This window comes from Mycobacterium sp. MOTT36Y (genome assembly GCF_000262165.1).
In the GTDB taxonomy this organism is placed as follows: domain Bacteria; phylum Actinomycetota; class Actinomycetes; order Mycobacteriales; family Mycobacteriaceae; genus Mycobacterium; species Mycobacterium intracellulare.
In genome coordinates, this window is the sequence record NC_017904.1 from 397,073 (window position 1) to 420,132 (window position 23,060).

Annotated in this window: 23 protein-coding genes; 16 read left to right on the top strand and 7 right to left on the bottom strand. The window is 70.0% G+C overall.

From position 1 onward, the window contains the following. Nucleotides 1–3: 3 nt before the first annotated feature. Entirely contained in the window at nt 4–795 is a 792-nt protein-coding gene (locus W7S_RS01945; RefSeq protein ID WP_008263349.1) for an MBL fold metallo-hydrolase, read from the top strand. 169 nt (nt 796–964) lie between these two features. Here W7S_RS01945 and crp read toward each other — a convergent pair whose 3' ends face one another. Both crp and W7S_RS01955 read right to left on the bottom strand, forming a co-directional pair. Then, the gene (gene crp / locus W7S_RS01950; RefSeq protein ID WP_007772229.1) at nt 965–1,639 is read right to left on the bottom strand and encodes a cAMP-activated global transcriptional regulator CRP; all 675 of its coding nucleotides are present in this window, start codon (nt 1,637–1,639) and stop codon (nt 965–967) included. Between the two features lie 103 nt (nt 1,640–1,742). Continuing rightward, complete coding sequence (locus tag W7S_RS01955; RefSeq protein ID WP_008263355.1) at nt 1,743–2,123, bottom strand: hypothetical protein; 381 nt, start codon at nt 2,121–2,123, stop codon at nt 1,743–1,745. A gap of 188 nt (nt 2,124–2,311) precedes the next feature. On the opposite strand from W7S_RS01955, the gene nth reads away from it, so the two are divergent. Genes nth through marP form a run of 4 tightly spaced genes read left to right on the top strand, consistent with a single transcriptional unit; the run spans nt 2,312 to nt 5,712 of the window. Further along, nucleotides 2,312–2,992, top strand: coding sequence for an endonuclease III (gene nth / locus W7S_RS01960; protein ID WP_009954795.1), 681 nt, complete (start codon nt 2,312–2,314; stop codon nt 2,990–2,992). A gap of 19 nt (nt 2,993–3,011) precedes the next feature. Beyond that, the gene (locus W7S_RS01965) at nt 3,012–3,659 is read left to right on the top strand and encodes a TlpA disulfide reductase family protein (RefSeq protein WP_008263360.1); all 648 of its coding nucleotides are present in this window, start codon (nt 3,012–3,014) and stop codon (nt 3,657–3,659) included. A gap of 29 nt (nt 3,660–3,688) precedes the next feature. Then, nucleotides 3,689–4,507: a CoA pyrophosphatase gene (locus W7S_RS01970; RefSeq protein ID WP_008263366.1), complete on the top strand. Its 819-nt coding sequence runs from the start codon at nt 3,689–3,691 to the stop codon at nt 4,505–4,507. Between the two features lie 11 nt (nt 4,508–4,518). Further along, complete coding sequence (marP, locus tag W7S_RS01975) at nt 4,519–5,712, top strand: acid resistance serine protease MarP (protein WP_008263368.1); 1,194 nt, start codon at nt 4,519–4,521, stop codon at nt 5,710–5,712. Here the strand turns inward: marP and W7S_RS01980 are convergent. Both W7S_RS01980 and W7S_RS01985 read right to left on the bottom strand, forming a co-directional pair. Further along, the gene (locus tag W7S_RS01980; protein ID WP_008263370.1) at nt 5,705–6,676 is read right to left on the bottom strand and encodes an alpha/beta fold hydrolase; all 972 of its coding nucleotides are present in this window, start codon (nt 6,674–6,676) and stop codon (nt 5,705–5,707) included. The two genes, marP and W7S_RS01980, sit on opposite strands and share 8 nt — an antisense overlap. Next, nucleotides 6,677–7,195 (bottom strand): phage holin family protein, encoded by a 519-nt coding sequence (locus W7S_RS01985; RefSeq protein WP_008263372.1) that lies wholly within the window; start codon nt 7,193–7,195, stop codon nt 6,677–6,679. Nucleotides 7,196–7,432: 237 nt separating this feature from the next. Between W7S_RS01985 and W7S_RS01990 the strand changes: the two genes are divergently transcribed. Next, nucleotides 7,433–8,131 (top strand): peptidase, encoded by a 699-nt coding sequence (locus W7S_RS01990; protein ID WP_020188338.1) that lies wholly within the window; start codon nt 7,433–7,435, stop codon nt 8,129–8,131. 10 nt (nt 8,132–8,141) lie between these two features. On the opposite strand, the gene acs is transcribed toward W7S_RS01990, so the two are convergent. Further along, a complete protein-coding gene (acs, locus tag W7S_RS01995) occupies nt 8,142–10,097 on the bottom strand; it encodes an acetate--CoA ligase (protein WP_008263376.1) in 1,956 nt (651 codons plus the stop codon). Between the two features lie 257 nt (nt 10,098–10,354). On the opposite strand from acs, the gene W7S_RS02000 reads away from it, so the two are divergent. Then, nucleotides 10,355–10,897 (top strand): DUF4232 domain-containing protein, encoded by a 543-nt coding sequence (locus tag W7S_RS02000; protein WP_170320642.1) that lies wholly within the window; start codon nt 10,355–10,357, stop codon nt 10,895–10,897. 5 nt (nt 10,898–10,902) lie between these two features. On the opposite strand, the gene W7S_RS02005 is transcribed toward W7S_RS02000, so the two are convergent. Then, nucleotides 10,903–11,724, bottom strand: coding sequence for a hypothetical protein (locus W7S_RS02005; protein ID WP_014383706.1), 822 nt, complete (start codon nt 11,722–11,724; stop codon nt 10,903–10,905). A gap of 84 nt (nt 11,725–11,808) precedes the next feature. On the opposite strand from W7S_RS02005, the gene W7S_RS02010 reads away from it, so the two are divergent. The 5 genes from W7S_RS02010 to W7S_RS02030 are packed head-to-tail and all read left to right on the top strand — an operon-like array spanning nt 11,809 to nt 17,634. Then, a complete protein-coding gene (locus tag W7S_RS02010; protein ID WP_170320652.1) occupies nt 11,809–13,437 on the top strand; it encodes an ABC transporter substrate-binding protein in 1,629 nt (542 codons plus the stop codon). Nucleotide 13,438: 1 nt separating this feature from the next. Next, nucleotides 13,439–14,365 carry an ABC transporter permease gene (locus W7S_RS02015; RefSeq protein WP_008263389.1) on the top strand — a complete coding sequence of 309 codons (927 nt, stop codon included), beginning with the start codon at nt 13,439–13,441 and terminating at the stop codon, nt 14,363–14,365. Then, on the top strand, nt 14,358–15,233 hold the full coding sequence (locus W7S_RS02020; RefSeq protein WP_008263391.1) for an ABC transporter permease: 876 nt from the start codon (nt 14,358–14,360) through the stop codon (nt 15,231–15,233). Before W7S_RS02015 ends, W7S_RS02020 begins: the two co-directional genes overlap by 8 nt. Next, a complete protein-coding gene (locus tag W7S_RS02025; RefSeq protein ID WP_014383708.1) occupies nt 15,230–16,849 on the top strand; it encodes an ABC transporter ATP-binding protein in 1,620 nt (539 codons plus the stop codon). Before W7S_RS02020 ends, W7S_RS02025 begins: the two co-directional genes overlap by 4 nt. Nucleotides 16,850–16,875: 26 nt before the next feature. Further along, nucleotides 16,876–17,634, top strand: coding sequence for a hypothetical protein (locus W7S_RS02030; protein ID WP_008263395.1), 759 nt, complete (start codon nt 16,876–16,878; stop codon nt 17,632–17,634). A gap of 446 nt (nt 17,635–18,080) precedes the next feature. Here the strand turns inward: W7S_RS02030 and W7S_RS02035 are convergent, their stop codons facing one another. Next, nucleotides 18,081–18,938: an HAD-IB family hydrolase gene (locus W7S_RS02035; RefSeq protein ID WP_014710833.1), complete on the bottom strand. Its 858-nt coding sequence runs from the start codon at nt 18,936–18,938 to the stop codon at nt 18,081–18,083. 499 nt (nt 18,939–19,437) lie between these two features. Here W7S_RS02035 and ssd point away from each other — a divergent pair, with 499 nt between their 5' ends. The 4 genes from ssd to W7S_RS02055 are packed head-to-tail and all read left to right on the top strand — an operon-like array spanning nt 19,438 to nt 23,059. Further along, nucleotides 19,438–20,490, top strand: coding sequence for a septum site-determining protein Ssd (gene ssd / locus W7S_RS02040; protein ID WP_008263398.1), 1,053 nt, complete (start codon nt 19,438–19,440; stop codon nt 20,488–20,490). Next, complete coding sequence (locus W7S_RS02045) at nt 20,487–21,650, top strand: TadA family conjugal transfer-associated ATPase (protein ID WP_014381704.1); 1,164 nt, start codon at nt 20,487–20,489, stop codon at nt 21,648–21,650. Before ssd ends, W7S_RS02045 begins: the two co-directional genes overlap by 4 nt. After that, entirely contained in the window at nt 21,647–22,447 is an 801-nt protein-coding gene (locus W7S_RS02050) for a type II secretion system F family protein (protein ID WP_008263413.1), read from the top strand. The genes W7S_RS02045 and W7S_RS02050 overlap by 4 nt, the downstream gene beginning before the upstream one ends. 15 nt (nt 22,448–22,462) lie before the next feature. Continuing rightward, complete coding sequence (locus W7S_RS02055) at nt 22,463–23,059, top strand: type II secretion system F family protein (RefSeq protein WP_179300125.1); 597 nt, start codon at nt 22,463–22,465, stop codon at nt 23,057–23,059. The last annotated feature ends 1 nt before the right edge of the window (nt 23,060 follow it).

The window sequence follows — 23,060 nt, forward strand, 5'->3', positions numbered from 1 at the left end:
GTCGTGACCGAGGTTGCCGAGCCGCCGACTCACCCCGCATACGGCAGGTTGCGGGCAGTCACCGACACGGTCTCGGTCCTGTTGGCCGACAACCCGGGCCTGATGACGCTGGAGGGCACCAACACCTGGGTGCTGCGCGGGCCGCGGAGCGACGAGCTGGTCATCGTGGATCCCGGCCCCGACGACGACGAGCACATCGCGCGGGTCGCCGCGCTGGGGCGCATCGGTTTGGTGCTGATCAGCCACCGGCACGGCGACCACACCGACGGCATCGACAAGCTCGTCGAGCGCACCGGCGCGACGGTCCGGTCGGCGGGCAGTGGCTTTCTGCGTGGGCTGGGCGGCGAGCTGGTCGACGGCGAGGTCATCGATGCGGCCGGACTCAGGATCAAGGTCATGGCCACCCCCGGCCACACCGCCGATTCGCTGTCCTTCGTCCTCGACGATGCCGTGCTGACCGCCGATACGATCCTGGGCCGCGGCACCACGGTGATGGACTCCGAAGACGGCAGTCTCACCGACTATTTGGAATCGCTGCACCGGTTGCGGGGGCTGGGCCGCCGCGCCGTGCTGCCCGGGCACGGGCCGGAGCTGTCCGACCTGGAGGCCGTCGCGCGCGGATACATTGCGCACCGGCATGAGCGGCTGGAGCAGGTGCGATCCGCGCTGCGCGAGCTCGGCGAGGACGCGGGGGCCCGCCAGATCGTCGAGCACGTCTACGTCGACGTCGACGAGAAGCTGTGGGATGCCGCCGAATGGTCGGTGCAGGTGCAGCTGAACCACCTGCGCGGCTAGCGCGGAGTCGCCCCGGCGAGCGTTCGCGAGCGTAACGCCATTGCGAAATTGAGCGCCGCAAATTGCAGCCACGAAGCGCTCGCAGACCAGGATTGCGCGCGCGCTTCGCGCGCGCTTACCTCGCTCGGGGTGGGATTCTCGCTCGGTTGCGCCCGCGCTTCGCGCGCGCTTACCTCGCTCGGCGCGCGAGCCTCTCGGAGTCGGAGATCAGCACGCTCTTGCCCTCGAGGCGGATCCAGCCGCGGTGGGCGAAGTCGGCCAGCGCCTTGTTCACCGTCTCGCGGGAAGCCCCCACCAGCTGGGCGATCTCCTCCTGCGTCAGGTCGTGGGTGACCCGCATGGCGCCACCTTCCTGGGTGCCGAAACGCTGGGCGAGCTGCAGCAGCTGCTTGGCCACCCGGCCGGGCACGTCGGTGAAGATGAGGTCGGCCAGGTTGTTGTTGGTGCGGCGCAGCCGTCGGGCCAGCACCCGCAACAACTGCTCGGCGATCTCGGGGCGATCGGCGATCCACGCCCGCAGCGCGTCGCGGTCCATCGACACCGCACGCACCTCGGTGATGGTGGTGGCGCTGGAAGTCCGCGGACCCGGGTCGAAGATCGACAATTCGCCGAACATGTCCGACGGGCCCATGATCGTCAGCAGGTTCTCGCGTCCATCGGGCGAGCGGCGACCGATCTTCACCTTCCCCGCGACGATGATGTAGAGCCGATCCCCCGGTTCCCCCTCAGCGAAGACTGTGTGTCCGCGGGGGAAGTCGACGGGTTGCAGCTGCTTGGTCAGCGCCGTGACCGCGCCGGGCTCAACCCCTTGGAAGATTCCTGCCCTTGCCAGGATCTCGTCCACGTTGCCTCTTCAACTTTCCCAGAAAATTAATGTATACGGGCAGGCTGATCCCTTGCTCGCGTGACGAGTCTAGAGGAACGCCATTGTGTCTAACGTGCCAACGCTACACACGATTGGCGTGTCGAGGTGCCCTAAATTGCGGATTGACGTGCGAATGGCCGTGGATTCGCGTCGGCAGAGTCATCTCGTCGCGGTCGACGAAGCCGACGGCGAATGACGGCGCGGCGTGGCGCGGCCCGTCGTTGCGCGCCGTCAACGCGGGGCCGGGCAGCTGCCTTGCCTCGCGTCGATGCAGGTATTCGAGCGCCTCGGGCATGCCCTCGGAGGCCAGCGTCCGCATGTCGACACCGCCCGCGCGCTCGAGAAACTCGTCGACATCGGCCACCGCCAGGGGGGCACGGGTGAGCTCGGATTCGAGCCGCCCCAGACCCAGCGCCGCGAGCATCAGCAGCACCGGAACCCCGGCCACCAGCAACCATGACACACGAAGAGTAAACATGGCCTTGCATCAACACGAGGTCTCGGCGAGATCACGAAATCAGTACTCTGTCGTAGGTGACAGTGGCAAAGTCGTCCGGGCGTTCGAAGTCGACGCCGGCCCAGCCCGATGGCGTCGACGCGGGGCGCTGGTCGCAGGAATCCCGAGTGGCCCTGGTGCGGCGGGCGCGGCGGATGAATCGTGCGCTGGCACAAGCGTTTCCCGATGCGCACTGCGAGCTTGACTTCACCACGCCGCTGGAACTGACCGTCGCCACCATCCTGTCCGCGCAGAGCACCGACAAGCGGGTCAATCTGACGACGCCGGCGCTGTTCAAGCGGTATCCGTCGGCGCTGGATTACGCCCAAGCCGACCGCGCCGAACTGGAAAACCTGATCCGCCCGACCGGGTTCTTCCGCAATAAGGCGTCCTCGCTGATCGGGCTGGGGCAGGCCCTGGTCGAACGGTTCGACGGCGAGGTGCCGCCGACGATGGCCGAACTGGTCACCCTGCCCGGCGTGGGCCGCAAGACCGCCAACGTCATCCTGGGCAACGCCTTCGGGATCCCCGGCATCACCGTCGACACCCACTTCGCGCGGCTCGTGCACCGGTGGCGCTGGACCACGGACAAGGACCCGGTCAAAATCGAGCACTCGGTCGGCGAGCTCATCGAGCGCAGCGAGTGGACGATGCTGAGCCACCGGGTGATCTTCCACGGCCGCCGGGTGTGCCACGCGCGCAAACCCGCATGCGGCGTCTGCCTGATCGCCAAGGATTGCCCCTCCTTCGGGCTGGGTCCCACCGAGGCGCCGCTGGCCGCGCCGCTGGTGAAGGGCCCGGAAACCGAGCACCTGCTGGCGCTGGCCGGGCTCTAAGCACCCGGGGCAGGAGACGTTGAGCCGGACGACCCGCTGGACCATCGCGATTCTGGCGGTGGTGGTGGCGCTGATCGCGGCGCTGGTGGCCCAGCTGCGCGACAACTCCGCCACGCCGGGGACGCCGGCGACCGATCGTGCGGCGGCGAACCGGGAACACCGCGACGCCGACACCCCCGCCGCGCTGGCGGGTCCGCGGCAACGCGCCGGCCTGGCGCCCTGTCCTGCCGCCGCAAGCGGTCCCGGTCCCGAGGCGCTGCGCGGCGTGACCGCCGAATGCGCCGCCGACGGTTCGGTTGTCGACGTCGCGCGCGCGGTCGCCGGGCGCCGGGTGGTCCTCAACTTGTGGGCATATTGGTGCGCGCCGTGCGCCGCCGAACTGCCCGCGATGGCCGAGTATCAACGACGGGTCGGTTCGGACGTGACGGTGGTGACGGTGCATCAAGACGAGAACGAGACCGCCGCGTTGCTGCGGCTGGCCGAGCTCGGCGTTCGGCTGCCGACCCTGCAGGACGGCCGGCGCCGGGTCGCGGCCGCGCTGCGGGTGGTAAATGTGATGCCCGCGACGGTGGTCCTGCGGCCGGACGGTAGCGTTGCGCAGACGCTGCCGCGCGCTTTCACCACTGCCGACGAGATCGCCGCGGCGATCGGAACCGACAGGGGATAAGCGGAAAAATTGAACCGACTGGAGGGGCCGTGAGTGCTGGGGGTTCGCCCCTGCGGAATGGGGACCCCGCCCCCGCGCGCGGGACCGTTCCGCTGACACCTGACGCCTGCCCGTCCTGGCTGCGTCCGCTGGTCGACCACGTCGACGACGTCCCCGACGCGGCCCGGCGCCGCCTGCCGGCCGACGTGCTGGCGATGATCACCACCAAGGCCGCGTCGGCGGTCACCACCCTGCGCGGAGCCGCCCGCGACGCCGCGGTCCTGGTGTTGTTCTCCGGCCCGCAATCCGGCCCGCCCGGTGGCGGCCCGCCCGACGACGCCGACCTGTTGCTCACCGTGCGGGCGTCGACCTTGCGCCACCACGCCGGCCAGGCGGCATTCCCCGGCGGCGCCGCCGATCCCACCGACGACGGCCCCGTGGCCACCGCCCTGCGCGAGGCCCATGAGGAAACCGGAATCGACGTCAGCAGGCTTCATCCCCTGGCCACCATGGAGCGGATGTTCATCGCGCCCTCGCAGTTTCACGTCGTGCCGGTGTTGGCGTACTCGCCGGACCCCGGTTCGGTGGCCGTCGTCAACGAGGCCGAGACGGCGATCGTCGCGCGAGTTCCGGTGCGCGCCTTCATCAATCCGGAAAACCGGTTGATGGTGTACCGCGGCGACCTCGGCCGCCGATGGGCCGGCCCGGCGTTTCTGCTGAACGAGATGCTGGTCTGGGGATTCACTGGCCAGGTGATCTCCGCACTGCTCGACGTCGCCGGCTGGGCGCAGCCATGGGACACCGCCGACGAGCGGGAGTTGGACGCGGCGATGGCGCTGGTCGGTGACCGGGGTGAGCCCCGCCGATGAACATGAATTCGATGACCCCGTCGCAGTGGTTGGATATCGCCGTGCTGGCGGTCGCCTTCATCGCGGCGGTCTCGGGCTGGCGGTCCGGGGCGTTGGGGTCGCTGCTGTCGTTCGTGGGGGTGTTGCTCGGTGCCATCGCGGGGGTGTTGCTGGCGCCCCACCTCGTCAGCCACATCGCCGCGCCGCGCGCGAAATTGTTTGCGGCACTGTTCTTGATCCTCGCGCTGGTCGTCATCGGCGAGGTCGCCGGCGTGGTGTTGGGACGCGCCGTCCGGGGCGCGATCCGCAGCCGCTCGATCCGAACCCTCGACTCGGTGATCGGCGTTGGGGTGCAGCTCGTCGTGGTGCTGACGGCCGCGTGGCTGTTGGCGACGCCGCTGACCCAGTCGAAGGACCAGCCCGAGCTGGCCGCAGCGGTCCGGGGTTCGCGAGTGTTGGCTCAGGTCAACGAGGTAGCGCCGCCGTGGCTCAAGACGGTGCCCAAGCGGCTGTCCGCGCTGCTGAACACCTCCGGGTTGCCCGCGGTGTTGGAGCCGTTCAGCCGCACTCCGGTCATCCCGGTCGCCTCGCCCGACCCCGAGCTGGCCCGCAACCCGGTGGTGCAGGCCACCGCTCCGAGCGTGGTCAAGGTGCGCAGCCTGGCCCCCAGCTGCCAGAAGGTGTTGGAGGGCAGCGGATTCGTGATCGCGCCCGACCGGGTGATGACCAATGCGCACGTGGTGGCCGGCTCCAACAGCGTTCAGATCTACGCCAGCGGCAATCCCCTCGACGCCACCGTGGTGTCCTACGATCCGTCGGTCGACGTCGCGATCCTGGCGGTTCCCAACCTGCCGCCGCCACCGTTGCCGTTCGCGCAGACCGAGGCGAAGACGGGTGCCAGCGTCGTCGTGCTGGGTTATCCGGGCGGGGGCAACTTCACCGCGACCCCGGCCAGGATCCGGGAGCTGATCAAGTTGAGCGGGCCCGACATCTACCGGGACCCGGCGCCGGTCACCCGCGACGTCTACACGATCAGAGCCGGTGTGGAGCAAGGCAATTCGGGCGGACCGTTGATCGACCTCGACGGCCACGTGCTCGGGGTGGTGTTCGGCGCGGCCGTCGACGACCCCGACACCGGCTTTGTGCTGACCGCCGATGAGGTGGCCGGTCAGCTCGCCAAAATCGGTGACACGCAGACGGTGGGCACCGGGTCCTGCGTCAGTTGATGCCGGCCCGGGAGCCGTGCACCTGTTCGAGGAACCTCATCAGGTGCCTGTTGACTTCCTCGGGGGCCTCTTCGTGGCTGAAATGCCCTGCGCCCGCGATGGATACATAGCGCCCCTGCGGCGCGTAACGTCGCGTCCGATCGACCGGGTCGGCCAGCACATAGGGATCCGCCTCACCGCGTAGGTGCAACAGCGGCACACTGAGCCGCTGGCACATCGATTTCATGAACCGCCTGCCTTCGTCGCGCAGCTGGCTGCGCGCCGCCCAGCGCTGGTATTCCAGCGCGCAGTGCGCGGCGCCCGGGATCTGTATCACCGTCCGCAGGTGGCCGATGGTCTCGGAAAAGTCCTCGGATGCAAGCCATTTCGCGCAGCTGCGGCTTCGGACCAGGCGTTCGATCTCGGCCGCGTCGTCGCGGGTCAGCAGGCGCTCGGGCCACAACGGCACCTGGTAGGGGAGCAGGGTCTGCAACAGCGCATAACCCTGGTCGCGGCGCGTCAACGTGGAGCGCCGCAATGCCGCCGGGTGCGGCGAGCTGATCAGCGCGATGGCCGACACCAGCCGCGAATGCAGCAGCGCGGTGGCCCAGCAGGCCAATCCGCCGTCGGCGTGGCCCACCAACGTCGCCGAGGAGTGCCCCAGCGCCCGGATGAGCCCGGCCGTGTCCCCGGCCAGCGTCCACCCGTCGTAGCCACGGGGCGGCTTGTCGCTGCCGCCGTAGCCGCGCAGGTCGACGGCCACCACGCGGGCGCCGGTCAGGCCGCGCAGCTGATGACGCCAGGACCACCAGAACGAGCCGAATCCGTGCAAGAGCATCACCAACGGCCGCGCCGTCGGCGGCAGTCCACCGGCGTCGCGGGCGCTGACAGCCTCGACGACGTGAAAGCGGATGCCGTTGGCGTGCACATCCAGGTGGCGCCACGGCCCGTCGATGCGGGTTACCGACGGATCGGGCGGCGGCATCTACCCACCCGAGGGATCGCCGGCGGCGTCGCGCTTCGCGTGCCTGCCGTGGCTCCCGGTGAGTTGCTTGTCATGGCCCGGGGTGAGCGCGGTGCGGGTCTCCTTGACCGATTCGATCGTCTCGCGCGGCCCCCGAATCCGGCGGACCTTGAGGAAGCCCAGCAGGGCCAGCACGGCGCCGACCACCACCATGATCCCGAAGACGATCAGATACGCCACCCAGCGCCACAGCCAGGTGTCGAGCAGTTCGGCGACGAAGAAGAAGAAAAAGAAGGTGGAGTAAAACAGCACCGCCAGCGCGGCGATGAAGAAGACGCTACCGGTGAGGCCCTTTTTGACGTCGCGGGTAATTTCGGCGCGGGCCAGTTCGACTTCGGCGCGCACCAGCGTGGAGACCTGGGTCGTCGCGTCCTTGATCAGGTCGCCGATCGACGACTCGGCGGGCTTGGCGTGCGGGTCGGTCAACGGGATCGTGGTCAGCGTGCTGGGCACGCCGTTCTTGCCATCGGCTTTGCTCACAGACCGTCCTCTTTCGTCGTCGCCAGGCTCGCTGTCGTCGCGGTTTATGTTGCCATGTGGCGCCTGGACAGGAGAAGGCAGACGAGGCCGGCCGAACCCCGTGACCGCCCGGTGGCCAGTTGGGTTCGGCCAGAACGCGGTCCGCACAGACGCGCGGCAGGAGCGAACCTGGCTGCCCGGCCGATTACACTCGTCCACGCCGGTCGCGATGTCCGGCCGACCGATGGGAGTGAGGCTGTGCGGAGGGCGCACCGGTGCTTCTTGGTGGCGATGGTTTCCCTGCTGGTGGCCGTGCTCGGTTCACATGCCCACGCCGCCGCCGCTGATGTCAGGATCCCGCTGGGGGGCGGCGCGGGCATCGTTGTCAACGGCGACACCATGTGCACGCTGACCACCATCGGCGGGGACGCCGCGGGTGAGCTCATCGGTTTCACCTCCGCGCACTGCGGGGGTCCGGGCGCTCAGGTCGCCGCCGAGGGCGCGGAAAACGCGGGCGTCTTGGGCACCATGGTCGCCGGCAACGACAACCTCGACTACGCGGTGATCAAGTTCGATCCGGCCAAGGTGACCCCGGTGGCGAACTTCAACGGCTTTTTGATCAGCGGCATCGGTCCGGACCCGGCCTTCGGTGAGATCGCCTGCAAACAGGGCCGCACCACCGGCAATTCGTGCGGCGTCACCTGGGGGGCGGGCCAGACGCCGGGCACCATCGTGATGCAGGTCTGCGGCCAGCCCGGCGATTCCGGCGCGCCGGTGACCGTCAACAACGAACTGGTCGGGATGATCCACGGCGCGTTCAGCGACAACTTGCCGACGTGCATCGTCAAGTACATCCCGTTGCACACCCCGGCGGTGGTCCAGTCCTTCAACGCGATCCTGGGCGACATCAACGCCAAGCACCGCCCCGGTGCGGGGTTCAGCCCGCTGCCGGCCTGATCGTCACCGGCTACTTCGCCGCCCTGATCGCGTCGAACACGCCGGGATCGAGCAGCGTTGACGTGTCGCCCAATTCGCGGTTTTCGGCGATGTCCCGCAACAGCCTGCGCATGATCTTGCCGCTGCGGGTCTTGGGTAGCTCGGGCACCACGTGCACCTCGCGCGGGCGGGCGATGGGGGAGATCTCCCGGGCCACCTCGACGCGCAGGTCGTCGACGATCCCGTCATGCACCTCGAAATCCGCGCACAAGACGACGAACGCGCAGATGGCCTGGCCTGTCGTCTCGTCGGTCGCGCCGACCACCGCCGCCTCGGCCACCGCGGCGTGGCCGACCAGCGCCGACTCCACCTCGGCCGTGGAGAGCCGATGCCCCGACACGTTCATCACGTCGTCGATGCGGCCGACCACCCAGATGTCGCCCTCGGTGTCGTAATAGGCGCTGTCACCGGCGAAATACCAGCCTTGCTCGGCGAATCGGGACCAGTAGGTCTCGACATAACGTTGCGGATCGCCCCAAATGCCGCGCAGCATCGACGGCCACGGCTGGTCCAGCACCAGGTAGCCGGTGACGTGCTCGCCCTTGTCCTCGCCCGGTGGGGGCAGCTCCTCGCCGTGGTCGTCGACGATCTTCGCCGAGACACCCGGCAGCGGCCGCATCGCCGAACCCGGTTTGGCCGCAGCGATTCCGGGCAACGGGGAGATCATCGTGGCGCCGGTCTCGGTCTGCCACCAGGTGTCGACGATCGGAAGGCTGTCGGCGCCGATCACCTTGCGGTACCAGCGCCATGCTTCGGGGTTGATCGGCTCGCCGACCGATCCCAGCAGCCGCAGGCTGGTCAGGTCGTGGGCGTCGGGAATCTCGCGGCCCCACTTCATGAACGTGCGGATCAGCGTGGGCGCGGTGTAATAGATTGTCACGCCGTATTTTTCGATGATCTCGAAATGCCGGTGCTGCGACGGGCTGTCGGGTGTGCCTTCGTAGAGAACCTCGGTGACGCCGTTGGCCAGCGGGCCGTAGACGCCGTAGGTGTGTCCGGTGACCCAGCCGATGTCGGCGGTGCACCAGAACACGTCGCTGTCGGCCTTGATGTCGAAGACGTAGTGGTGCGTGTAGGCGGCGTGGGTCAGGTAGCCGCCGCTGGTGTGCACGATGCCCTTGGGCTTGCCGGTGGTTCCCGAGGTGTACAGCAGGAACAACGGTTGTTCGGCGTCGAACGGTTGCGGGGTGTGTTCGGGGGAGGCTGCGTCGACGACGTCGTGCCACCACAGATCGCGGTCGTCGTTCCAGGACACGTCAATTCCGGTGCGCCGCACCACAACAACGTGCTCGATGGGGCTGTCCGGGTCCGAGACCGCCTCGTCGGCGGCGTCCTTGAGGGGCGCGGGCTTGCCGCGGCGGAACTGCCCGTCGCTGGTGATCAGCAGCTTGGCATCGGCGTCGGCGATGCGGGCCTGCAGCGCTTTGGCGGTGAAGCCGGCGAACACCACGCTGTGCATGATGCCGAGGCGCGCGCAGGCCAGCATCGCGATCACGGCCTCCGGGATCAGCGGCAGGTAGATGGCGACGCGGTCACCGGCCACCAGGCCGAGATCGGTCAGCGCGTTGGCGGCCTTGCAGACCTCGGTTTGCAGCTGCGAGTAGGTCAGGCTGCGGTGGTCACCGACGGGCTCGCCCTCCCAATGGATTGCGACCCGATCCCCGTGGCCCGCCTCCACGTGGCGGTCCACGCAGTTGTATGCGACGTTGAGCTTGCCGTCGCCGAACCATTTGGCGAACGGCGCGTCAGACCAGTCCAGCACCTCGGTGAACGGCGTCGCCCAGGACAACCGGTTGGCCTGCTCGGCCCAAAAGGCCAGCCGGTCCCGCTCGGCGTCGCGGTACAGCTCCTCGCCCGCATTGGCTTGTTCGGCGAATCGCGCCGACGGGGGATACGACGAGGGGCCCGCAGAGTTGGTGGCGGTCACTGGCTTCTCTCCTGTGTCGAGGCTGCGCCGTTCGGTGGCGAGCCTAGCCCGGCGACGGCGAGCGCCGCATGGCGCGAGTGAGGAGCCGGGCAATCGGGCCTAGCCGGGCGACGGCGAGCGCCGCATGGCGCGAGTGAGGAGCCGGGCAATCAGGGCTAGCGGTGTGCGGCCCGGCCGTCTGCGGCGTAGCTGTGCGAGCGGGAATTGCGCGGCCGAATCCGGGGTCAAAGGGTGCCCTCGGGGCGGATAATCACCGTGTGCCGGGTCATGGGCGGAGCATCCGCCGACTAGCCCCCAGCTTTGCCGCGGCCGCAACGACTTACGCCGCCGCCACAGTGCTGGGGTGGCCCGCGTCGGCCATGCCGGCCGACACCGTCGACGCGCCGACACCGTGCTGGTCGGACCAGATCGCCGTATCCGCCTCCCCGACGGAGGGTGCGGTGGGGCACCGCGCGGTGACCCTGATCTTCACCCTCGCCGGCGGCGCGGAGCCCTGCACCATCGCCGGATACGCCGGGGTCGACTCCGGCGCCGGCGGCCCATTGGTGCACGCCCGGCCCACCCCGCGCGGATATCTGGGCGGCCTGCCGGCCGGCGTCAACGTCGCGCCCGCCGTCATCCTGTCCATCTCGACCCAGGGCCAGGCGATCGTCGAGGGCATCGCCGTCGACGGCGAGGGAAAGCCGTGCCCCACCTACACGGACCTGCTCGTCAATCCGCCCGGCACCACCAACGTCGTGACGGTGTCGGCCACCATCGAGGCCTGCGAGTTGCAGGTGCATCCCGTCACCGCGGTCTGAGCGACTCAGCCGGCCCTGGCCAGGCAGTAGACCCGCGCGGGGCTGGGGTAGGAATTCGCCTTAGTCCCTGCAGGGCACTGGGTTTCGTCCACGCTGCCGTCGATGCGCTTGAAAACCTTGAACGTGGCTAAGCGCGGGTTGTCACAGTCGGCCGGCGTCCAGGTGGCCGTCGTGGTGGGATCCGTCTGCAGGTAACAGTGCCCTTCGATGAGGTTGGCGATGAAACACAACGTGTGGGCGTTGTTGGTGAGGCGTGAATAGACGGAGCCATCGCGCTTGCCGTCCGGGCAGGTCGCCGTCGGTCCCTCGCCGGCGGCGAGCTCGAACGTCGCCACGGGGTTGGCGCAGTCAGACGGTGACTTCAACGAACCCATGCGCACCTCGAACTCCGAGAAGCACTGGCCGATCTTGGGCACCGCGGCCGAGCCCGACGTTGATGCCTGGCCGATGGTGTGCGATCCCCGCCGGTCGTCGTGCGACGCGAACCGGGCGATTTTCCCCAGAATGGCCAGGCCGCTCAGCGCCAGCAGGACGGCGCCGACGGCGATCAGCGCGGTGCCCGACTTCCCCGCCGCCGGCCGTGGCGGGTAGCCCGGATACGGCGGCGGGGTCGGGTACGGGCCCGGATATCCGGGCGGGGGCGGCGGATAGGGATAGCCGGGGTGATAGGGCGGCGGGAGCTGCGGGGTCTGCCGACGGGCGCGGGAGCGCCGCCCAAGTCCGATGATGAGAAGCGTCAAGCCCGTCGCGGGAAGCCCGAGCAAGAACATCAGCCGGCCGACCAGCACGGCGGGGGATTCGTCGAGGGCCAGGTACGCGACGACCACCCGAGGATTCTAGGTCGCAGACGCGGCCACGGCACTTCACCGCCCGCACGACTTCAGGCCCTAGGGTCGGGTGTCATGCGTGCGATGCGGACCCCGCCGGCCTTGCTGGCCCCGGTCGTCGCCGCGATGCTCGTGGTCGCTTCGCTTGCCGGATGCGGCGGCGGTGTGCTGAGCCCGGATCTGGTGGTGGTCAACGGCGGCGAACCGCCCAACCCGCTGATCCCCACCGGCACCAATGACAGCCAAGGCGGGCGAATCCTCGACCGGCTCTTCGCCGGGCTGATGTCCTACGATGCCACCGGCCATCCGTCGCCCGAGGTCGCCCAGTCGATCGACACCACCGACAACGTCAACTACCGCGTCGTCCTCAAACCCGGCTGGACGTTCACCGACGGATCGCCGGTGACGGCCCATTCGTTCGTCGACGCCTGGAACTATGGGGCGCTGAGCACCAATGGCCAACTGCAGCAAAGCTTCTTCAGCCCGATCGACGGATTCGACGCGGTCGCCGGCCTCACCGGCGACGGCAAGCCGACCGCCACCACGATGTCGGGGCTGCGGGTGATCAACGACCTGGAGTTCACCGTCCGGCTCAAGGCGCCGACCATCGACTTCAGGATGCGGTTGGGACACAGCGCCTTCTATCCGCTGCCGCGGGCCGCCTTTCGGGACAGGAGCGCGTTCGGGCAGCACCCGATCGGCAACGGGCCGTACCAGCTCGCCGAGGGCCCCGACGGGCCGGCGTGGGAGCACAACGTCCGAATCGACTTGCGGCCCAACCCCGGATATCGCGGCAACCGCCGACCACACAACAAGGGCTTGAGGTTCGAGTTCTACGCCAACCTGGACACCGCCTACGCCGACCTGCTGTCGGGCAACCTCGACGTGCTGGACACCATCCCGCCCAGCGCCCTTCCGGTCTACAAGCGCGACCTCGGCGACAAGGTCACCAGCGGTCCGGCCGCGATAAACCTGAGCCTGGACACCCCGTTGCGGCTACCGCACTTCGGCGGTGAGGAAGGACGGCTGCGCCGTCTGGCGCTATCGGCCGCCATCAACCGGGCGCAGATCTCGCGGCAGATCTTCGTCGACACCCGCAGTCCCGCACGCGATTTCACCGCCCGATCGCTCCCGGGTTTCGACCCGAACATCGCCGGTAACGACGCGTTGGACTTCAATCCCGGGCGAGCGCGGCAGCTCTGGGCGCAAGCCGATGCGATCTCGGCGTGGAGCGGACGCTACGCGATCGCCTACAACGCCGATGCGGGACACCAGGACTGGGTGGACGCGGTGGCCAACAGCATCAAGAACGTGCTGGGCATCGACGCGGCCGGAGCGCCGCAGCCCACCTTCGCGGGCTTTCGCACCCAGATCACCAACCGCAGCATCGCCACCGCCTTCCGCGCCGGATGGCAGGGGGACTACCCGTCGATGATCGAATTCCTCGCGCCCCTTTTCGCCACCGGCGCGGGATCCAACGACGTCGGCTACTCCAGCCGGGAGTTCGACGCCGCGCTGGCGACCGCCGAAGCCGCGCCCGACATTGCGCAGGCCACCAGGCTGGCCAACGACGCCCAGCGAATCCTGTTCCACGACATGCCCGTTGTTCCGCTGTGGAACTACATCAGTGTCCTCGGATGGTCGGCTGAGGTCAGCAACGTCACGGTCACCTGGAACGGGCTGCCCGACTACGAGAACATCGTGAAGGCTTGAGATGGGTTGGTATATCGCGCGCCGGATCGCCGTCATAGTGCCCGTGTTCCTGGGCGCCACGTTGCTGATCTACGGCATGGTCTTCCTGCTGCCCGGCGACCCGTTGGCCGCGATCGCCGGCGATCGCCCGCTGACGCCGGCGGTCGCCGCGCAGCTGCGGGCCCGCTATCAACTCGACGACCCGTTCATCGTGCAGTATCTGCACTACCTCGGCGGCGTTCTGCATGGCGACCTGGGCCGCGCCTATTCCGGGCTACCTGTCAGCGACGTTCTCGCACATGCGTTTCCGGTCACCCTGCGGTTGTCGTTGATCGCGCTCGCGGTCGAGGCGGTGCTGGGCATCGGATTCGGGCTGATCGCGGGCCTGCGCGCGGGTGGCCTCTTCGATTCCACGGTGTTGATCACCGGCCTGGTCATCATCGCGATCCCCATCTTCGTGCTGGGATTCCTGGCGCAGTTCGTGTTCGGGGTCCGGCTCGGCATCGCCCCGGTGACCGTGGGGCAAAGAGCCACCTTCACCCGCCTCCTGTTACCCGGAATCGTGCTGGGCTCGGTGTCTTTCGCCTACGTGGTGCGGCTGACCCGGTCGGCGGTGGCCGCCAACGCGCACGCCGACTACGTGCGCACCGCCACCGCCAAGGGATTGTCGCGACCCCGCGTCGTGACGGTGCACATCCTGCGCAACTCGCTCATCCCGGTGGTGACGTTTCTGGGAGCGGACCTGGGTGCGCTGATGGGCGGGGCCATCGTGACCGAAGGCATCTTCAACATTCACGGGATCGGCGGTGTGCTCTATCAAGCCGTCACCCGGCAAGAGGCTCCCACCGTGGTCTCGATCGTGACCGTCCTGGTGCTGATCTACCTGCTCACCAATCTGATGGTCGACCTGCTGTACGCCGCGCTGGATCCCCGGATCCGTTATGGCTGAGCGGATCCCCGGACGGGGCGGATTCTGGCGCGACACCTGGCGGCGGCTGCACCGGCGCCCGAAGTTCATCGGTGCGGCCCTGCTGATCGCGTTCATCGTCGCCGTCGCGATGTTTCCGGCGCTGTTCACCACCGTCGACCCGACCTACGCCGACCCCGGTCAGAGCCTGCTGCCCGCGTCGCGCGCGCACTGGTTCGGAACCGACTTGCAGGGCCACGACGTGTACGCCCGCACGGTGTACGGCGCGCGCGCCTCGGTCACGGTGGGCCTGGGGGCCGCCGCGATCGTGTTCGTCGTGGGCGGTGCGCTGGGTGCGCTGGCCGGCTTCTACGGCGGCTGGATCGACGCGGTGGTCTCCCGCGTCACCGACGTGTTCTTCGGGCTGCCGTTGCTGCTGGCCGCCATCGTCCTCATGCAGGTCCTGCACCATCGCACCGTCTGGACGGTCATCGCGATCCTCGCGTTGTTCGGGTGGCCGCAGGTGGCCAGGATCGCGCGTGGTGCGGTGCTCGCGGTGCGCGCCAGCGACTACGTGCTCGCCGCTAAAGCGTTGGGGATGAGCAGGTTTCAGATCCTCCTGCGGCACGCGCTGCCCAACGCCTTGGGACCGGTCATCGCGGTGGCCACCATCGCCCTCGGCCTCTTCATCGTCACCGAGGCCACGTTGTCGTACCTCGGTGTGGGATTGCCGACGTCGGTGGTGTCGTGGGGCGGCGACATCAATCTCGCCCAGACGCGGCTGCGGGCGGGCTCACCCATCCTGTTCTATCCCGCCGGCGCCCTGGCCATGACCGTGCTGGCCTTCATGATGATGGGCGACGCGCTTCGCGATGCGCTGGATCCGGCGTCGAGGGCGTGGCGGGCATGAGCGCGGACGCCTCGCCACTGTTGTCGGTGGACGGCCTGGACGTCAGTTTCGGCGGCCAGGCCGCGGTGCGCGGCCTGGACCTGTCGGTGTTGCCGGGGCAGACCGTCGCCGTCGTGGGCGAATCGGGATCGGGGAAATCCACCACCGCCGCCGCGATCCTCGGACTCCTTCCCCCCGGCGGGCGAATCACCGGCGGGCGCATCGTGTTCGACGGCGTCGACATCTCGGCCGCCGACCGCCGAGCGATGCGTGCGATCCGGGGCCGGCAGATCGGCTACATTCCGCAGGACCCGATGACCAACCTGAACCCGGTGTGGAAGGTCGGCTTTCAGATCCGGGAAGCGTTGCGGGCCAACACCTCCGACTCGCGCACCCGGCAGCGCGCGGTGGAGCTGCTCGCCGCGGCGGGGATGCCGGACCCGGCGAAACAAGCCGGGCGCTACCCGCATCAGCTGTCCGGCGGCATGTGCCAGCGTGCGCTGATCGCGATCGGGTTGGCGGGCCGGCCGCGGTTGTTGATCGCCGACGAGCCGACCTCCGCGCTGGATGTCACGGTGCAGCGGCAGGTGCTCGATCACTTGCAGCGGCTCACCGCCGAACTGGGCACCGCGCTACTGCTCATCACGCACGATCTGGCGCTGGCCGCCGAGCGCGCCGAGTCCGTCGTCGTCGTCCACCGGGGGACCGTCGTGGAATCCGGTGCGGCACGGGCGATCTTGCGGAGCCCGCAACACGAATACACGCGGAGGCTGGTCGCCGCCGCGCCGGCGCTGACGGTCCGGGGTGGCGCGCGGTCGCGTCCCGCAGCGGTGCGTCCGGACGAGGCGGCCGACGACATCCTCGTCGCCTCCGGGTTGACCAAGATCTACCGCGAGCCCCGCGGTGTTCCGTGGCGGCGCAGCGAATTTCGCGCGGTCGACGCGGTGTCGTTTCGGCTGCGCCGGGGAAGCACACTGGCGATCGCCGGGGAGTCGGGGTCGGGTAAGTCCACCCTGGCGCGGATGGTGCTCGGCCTCCTGGCTCCCACGGCGGGCACGGTGGCGTTCGACGGCACCCGGATCGACGACGCGATGCCCCGGGACGCGCAGCTGGCTTTCCGCCGGCGGGTGCAGCCGGTGTTTCAAAACCCTTACAGCAGCCTGGATCCCATGTATTCGGTGTTTCGCGCCATCGAGGAGCCGTTGCGGATTCATCGGGTCGGCGACCGCAGGCAGCGCGCACAAGCGGTGCGCCGGCTGGTCGACCAGGTGGCGCTGCCGTCGTCGGTGTTGGACCGCCTGCCCCGCGAACTGTCCGGCGGTCAACGCCAGCGCGTGGCGATCGCTCGAGCGCTGGCGTTGCGTCCCGCGGTGCTGGTCTGCGACGAGGCGGTCTCAGCCCTCGACGTCCTGGTCCAGGCGCAGATCCTTGATCTGCTGGCCGACCTGCAGACCGAACTGGGCCTGGCCTACCTGTTCATCAGCCATGACCTCGCGGTGATCCGGCAGATCGCGGACGACGTCTTGGTCATGCGCGCGGGCCGCGTGGTGGAGCAGGCGCCCACCGAGGAACTGTTCACTCGCCCCGGCCACGAGTACACGCGGCAGCTGTTGGATGCCATCCCGCACGCGCGGTGAATCCGGCGGAGATAGGTTGTCAAGCTGTGACGGCTGATCCTCTGGCGCCCCTGATGGAACTGCCCGGCGTCGCCGAGGCAAGCGACCGCGCCCGCGAGGCGCTGGGGCGCGCCCATCGCCACCGGGCCAACTTGCGCGGTTGGCCCGTGACCGCCGCCGAGGCCGCGCTGCGGGCGGCCCGCGCGTCGTCGGTCCTCGACGGTGGTCCCATCCGGCTCGAGGACCTCGCCGACGCCGGCAAGGTCAGCGATCCGGTGTTCGCGGGCGCGCTTCGGGTGGCGCAGGCGCTCGAGGGCGGCGAAGGCCCCGTCGTCGGCATCTGGCGGCGAGCACCCCTGCAGGCGCTTGCCCGCCTGCACATGCTGGCCGCGGCCGACCAGGTCGACGCCGAGCATCTGGGTCGCCCGCGCGGCGATTCCGGCGTGGGTCCGCGGCTCGAGTTGTTGGCGGAGCTGGTGAACGGCCGCACCCAGGCGCCGGCCCCGGTGATCGCCGCGGTCGCGCACGGTGAGTTGTTGACGTTGAAGCCATTCGGCAGTTCCGACGGCGTGGTCGCGCGCGCGGTGTCGAGGTTGGTGACCATCGCCAGCGGGCTGGACCCGCACGGGTTGGGCGTGCCCGAGGTCAGCTGGATGCGCCAACCCGCGGCGTATCGCGACGCGGCACAGGGTTTCGCCGAGGGCACGCGCGAGGGCGTGGGCGCGTGGCTGGTGCTGTGCTGCCGGGCGATGCAAGCCGGGGCGAAAGAGGCTCTGGCGATCGCCGACTCGATGTCGAATCGGTAGCTGGCGCAGTAGCCCGAACGCGGGGAAATCGGGCCCGGAAACGTGTAGAGCGGGCGACGTTCCGAATGATCGGTCCGCCGCCCGCTAGCACGGGACTCGGTTACCAAGCGTGCATTTCTGGGCTGCGTGGGTTGGCCTCGGCGATCTCGCGACGCTTCTGGCTGCAGCCCCACCCAAAGGGCCGTCGACGCTTCCGCTCTTCGCAATTACGCAGGCTCGCAACACTTCTGCCATTTTCGCGGCTATGACTCCGCGTGGGTGCCGGGCACCGTGCTGGGCGCCCGGGTCGGGAGATCGAACCTTCTCTTCCGGATCGACCTAGGCCTCACCGGGCTTCCGTGGTTCCTTTGTACTACTAGACCCCTAGCACAGCAAGAGCCAATTCGCGAAATGGCGCCGAATACGTTTTGTATTGCGCGTGTAACGCGTTTGCTGCCGCCGCCGGCTCAGAACGCGTAGCGGCGCAGCAGCGAATAGGTGACCGCGCCGGCGGCCAGCGCGCTGATGCCCACCGCGGCGGTGGTGGCGATCGCCGCGCCCGACGGGGCCGGGATGCGGTCGCGCAAGGACACCGGGCGGGAGAACGACATGACCGGCCAACCGCGCTCGAGGGCTTCCCTGCGCAACCCGCGGTCGGGATTGACGACGCTGGGGTGGCCGACCGACTCGAGCATCGGCAGGTCGGTGATCGAGTCGGAGTAGGCGTAGCAGTGTTCCAACGGATAGCCCTCGCGAGCGGCCAGCTCGCGGATCGCTTGGACCTTGCCCTCGCCGTAGCAGTAGAACGCGATCTCGCCGGTGTACCGGCCGTCCTCGACGACCATGCGGGTCGCCATCGCGTGGGTGGCGCCCAGGGCGCGGGCGATCGGCGCGACGATCTCCTCGCCAGAGGCCGACACGACCACGACGTCGCGCCCGCACAATTTGTGGGCGGCGATCAGATCGGCGGCCTCGGCGAACACCAACGGGGTCACGATGTCGTGCAGCGTCTCGTTGACGATCGACTTGACCTGTTCCACGTCCCAGCCGGTGCACATGTTGGTCATGTGCGCCCGCATCCGATCCATCTGGTCATGATCGGCACCGGAGAGCAGGTAGATGAACTGGGCGTAGCTGGACTTGAGCACGGCGCGGCGATTGAGCAGGCCCTGGGCGAAAAACGGTTTGCTGAAAGCCAGCGTGCTGGACTTCGCAATGATCGTCTTGTCCAGATCGAAGAAGGCCGCCGCGCGGGCGTGGGTAGTGGTGCCTGCCGCTGATTGCCCCGCGGCTGACTGCTCCGCAGCCGGGTCGAAGACGGTCACGGACCCAGCATAGGTCGGCGGTGACGTCGGGCCGCGATCCCGCACCGGAAATGGCCGCTCAGGGCCGTGCGAGGGTCGGGTGACGCCGTGTTTACGCGGCTCAAGGTCATTTTTCAGTAAATGATCTATTGCGTTATTGCGGACTGTCATGTGTATAGTAAGCATTACTCGGCCTGAGCCGAGGGTGTATCAGCCCGACCCCCCGGGGCTGATGCACGACGACCCTCGCCTCCTCCCCCCCTGGCGGGGGTCGTCCCTTTTCTCGGGTCTTTTTGGGCGGTTTCCCCCCGATTTCGGGCGCGTGGGCCGGCCCTCGACGCGTTGCGGGGAATCCGTCCGTCGTCGCTGGCGCACCGCCGCCGCACGTGGTTTGTGCACACTCGCGTCTCTATCCCCAAATCCGCGTTTGGGACTGGTGTGCCAGGTTGGGGCGCTGCACAGTGGGCGGATGACTGGCACTTCCGGAGCACAAGGCGCCCATCACGCGGGTGTGTTGGCGATGCTGGCGGAGCCCGAACTGCGCGCCGAGGTGGAGCGGGTGGCGGCCGCGGCCGGGGTGCGGTTGGTGCATGCCGGCGGCGCGGCGCCGGTGAGTCGCAAGACCTGGACGGCGGCGGCGGCCGTCGTGCTGGACGCGCGGGCGGCCGCGCGGTGTGAGCGCTGGGCGCTGCCACGCCGCGATCACGTGACCGTGCTGACGGTGGGCGAGCCCGAGTCGACGACGTGGGCGGCCGCCGTGGGCGTCGGCGCCGAGCACGTGCTGCGACTGCCCGGGCAAGCGGCCGACCTGGTTGGCGCGTTCGCCGAAGCCGCCGAGTCGTCGCGCGACGACGGGTCGCGCGGCCACGCCGTGGCCGTCATCGGAGGCTGCGGCGGGGCCGGCGCCTCGTCGCTCGCGGTCGCCCTTGCTCAGGCCGCCGCCGACGCGCTGCTGGTGGACCTCGACCCGTGGGGTGGCGGCATCGAATTGTTGCTCGGCGGCGAAAACGCGCCGGGCTTGCGCTGGCCGGACCTGGCCCTGCAGGCTGGGCGGCTCACCTGGTCGGCGGTGCGCGATGCGTTGCCGCGACACCGCGGCATCAGCGTGCTGTCCGGAACGCGGCGCGGGTACGAGGTGGACGCCGGGCCGGTGCACGCCATCGTCGAGGCCGGGCGTCGCGGGGCGGTCACCGTGATCTGCGACCTGCCCCGCCGCTTCACCGACGCGACCCAGGCCGCCCTGAGCGCCGCCGATCTGGTCGTGGTCGTCAGCCGCTGTGACGTGCGTGCGTGCGCGGCGACCACCGCGATGGCGCCGGTCCTGGCCGCCACCAATCCCAACGTCGGCCTGGTGGTGCGGGGCCCGTCGCCGGGCGGACTGCGCGCGGTCGAGATCGCCGAGATCGCGGGAATGCCGCTGCTGGCGGCGATCAAGGCGCAGCCGCAACTCGGCGAGCAGGTCGAACGCGGCGGCCTGCGGTATCGGCGTCGGTCCGCGCTGGCGGTGGCGGCCCGCGAGGTGCTCGGGGTGCTGCCGCCCGCGCGGGCGGCGCGGAACGGGCGGGCGGCGTGAGCGGTTCACTGATCGAACGCGTCCGCGAGCGGCTGGCCGGCGAAGCCGGCCCGCTGGGTCCGTCGGTGGTGGCCGCCGCGATCCGGGCCGAGTCCGGCGGGATGCTCGGCGACACCGAGGTGCTGGCCAATCTCCGCGTGCTGCAGACCGAACTCACCGGCGCGGGCATTCTCGAACCGCTGCTCTGCGCGGACGGTACGACCGACGTCTTGGTGACGGCACCGGACGCGGTATGGGTCGACGACGGCAACGGTTTGCGGCGCACCGGGATTCGCTTCCCCGACGAGCCCGCGGTGCGGCGCTTGGCGCAGCGGCTGGCGCTGGCCGCCGGCCGGCGGCTGGACGACGCGCAGCCCTGGGTCGACGGCGAGCTGTCCGGCATCGGAGCCGGGGGATTCGCGGTGCGGCTACACGCGGTGCTGCCGCCCGTGGCCGCCGCGGGCACCTGTTTGTCGCTGCGGGTGCTGCGGCCGGCCAGCCAGGACTTGGCGGCCCTGACCGCCGCGGGCGCGATCGACCCCGTGGCCGCCGCGCTGGTCGCCGACATCATCGCCGCCCGCCTGGCGTTTCTGGTGAGCGGCGGAACCGGCGCGGGCAAGACGACATTGCTGGCCGCGATGTTGGGCGCCGTACCGCCGGCCGAACGGATCGTCTGCGTCGAGGACGCCGCCGAATTGGCGCCGCGGCACCCGCATCTGGTGAAGCTCGTCGCGCGGTGCGCCAACGTCGAGGGCGTCGGCGAAGTCCCGGTGCGCCAACTGGTCCGGCAAGCGCTCCGGATGCGGCCCGACCGCATCGTGGTCGGCGAGGTCAGGGGCGCCGAAGTGGTGGACCTGCTGGCCGCGCTGAACACCGGGCACGACGGCGGCGCGGGCACCGTGCACGCCAACAGCCCCGGCGAGGTTCCCGCCCGCCTGGAGGCGCTGGGCGCGCTCGGCGGCCTCGATCGTGCGGCGCTGCACAGCCAACTCGCCGCGGCCGTGCAGGTGCTGCTGCATGTCGAACGCGATCGCACCGGCCGGCGGCGACTCGGCGAGATCGCCGTGCTGCAACCGGTTCAGGGGCAGGTCCGGGCGGTCACGGTGTGGCACGCGGATCGGGGGATGACGGACGACGCGCCCCGGCTGCGGCGCGTCCTGCAAAGCCGGATGCCGGCGTGAACGGCCCGCAGGCCGGCGCGCTGCTCTTGGCGCTCGCGCTGGTCATCGGCCGGCCCTCGCCGCGGCGACGGCTGCGCGCGACGGCGCAACCGAGGTGGCGGCTCCCCTCGCGCGGGCTCCGCGGGGTGGCGTGGCTGGCCGTGGGCCTCGGCTGCGCGGGCGTGGCCCTGCTGCCGCCGACGACCGTTCTGTGCGGCGCGGTCGTGGGCGCGACCGTGAGCGTGCGTTACCTCCGTCGGCGCCGCATTCGGCGCGCGACCCGCGAGGGCCACGCGCTGGAAACCGCGCTCGACGTGCTCGTCGGTGAACTGCGGGCCGGCTCCCACCCGGTGCGCGCGTTCGGCGTGGCCGCCGACGAGACCGCCGGCGCGGTCGCGGCGTCACTGCGATCGGTGGCGGCGCGGGCCCGGCTGGGAGCCGATGTCGCCGCCGGGCTGGCCGCCGCGTCGCGCTCCTCGGCACTGCCCGCGCAGTGGGAGCGGCTCGCGCTGTGCTGGCGGCTGGCCAGTGACAACGGGTTGGGGGTTGCGACCCTGATGCGGGCGGCCCAGTGCGATATCGCTGAGCGGCAACGGTTCTCGGCGCGTGTCGCGTCGAGCCTGGCGGGTGCGCGCGCGACCGCGACGATACTGGCCGCCCTGCCGGTGCTGGGCGTGCTACTCGGCCAACTGGTCGGGGCCCGCCCGCTGACCTTCCTGCTGGGCGGGCAGGTGGGCGGGTGGCTCTTGCTGATCGGGTCAACGCTGGCCTGCGGCGGGCTGCTGTGGTCGGACCGCATCGCCGATCGGGTGGCGTGAGGTGGAGACGCGCGAGTGGGTGTAGCGGCAATGTTGCTGGCCACGGCGCTGTGGATGGCTCCCGGTCCGTCGCTGACGCGACTGCGTGCCGGCATGCCGTCGCGTGGCGGCCGGGCGCTCGCGACGGCCCGGCGAACGGATGGCCCGGATCCGTTGGCGGTCGCGTCCTGTCTCGACGTGCTGGCCGTGTGCCTGCGGGCCGGGATGGCGGTGTCGGCCGCCGCGGCCGCCGCTGCGCCATCCGCCCCGCCGCACCTGGCCCGCGTCCTGCGCCGCGCCGCCGACCTGCTGGCGCTGGGCGCCGATCCCGCTGTGGCATGGGCGATTCCGTCGGACCACTCCGCGCGGCCGGACGACACGCACATCGAAGCGCTGCTGCGGTTGGCCCGGCGTTCGGCGTCCTCGGGCGCGGCGCTGGCCGATGGCGTCGCCGAGTTGGCCGACCAGTCCCGTCACGACGCCGCACACGCGGCCACGGCCGCCGCCGAGCGGGCGGGGGTGCTCATCGCCGGGCCGCTGGGCCTATGTTTCTTGCCGGCATTCGTCTGCCTGGGCATCGTCCCGGTGGTGGCCGGCTTGGCCGGTGACGTGCTGCAGTCGGGTCTACTGTGAA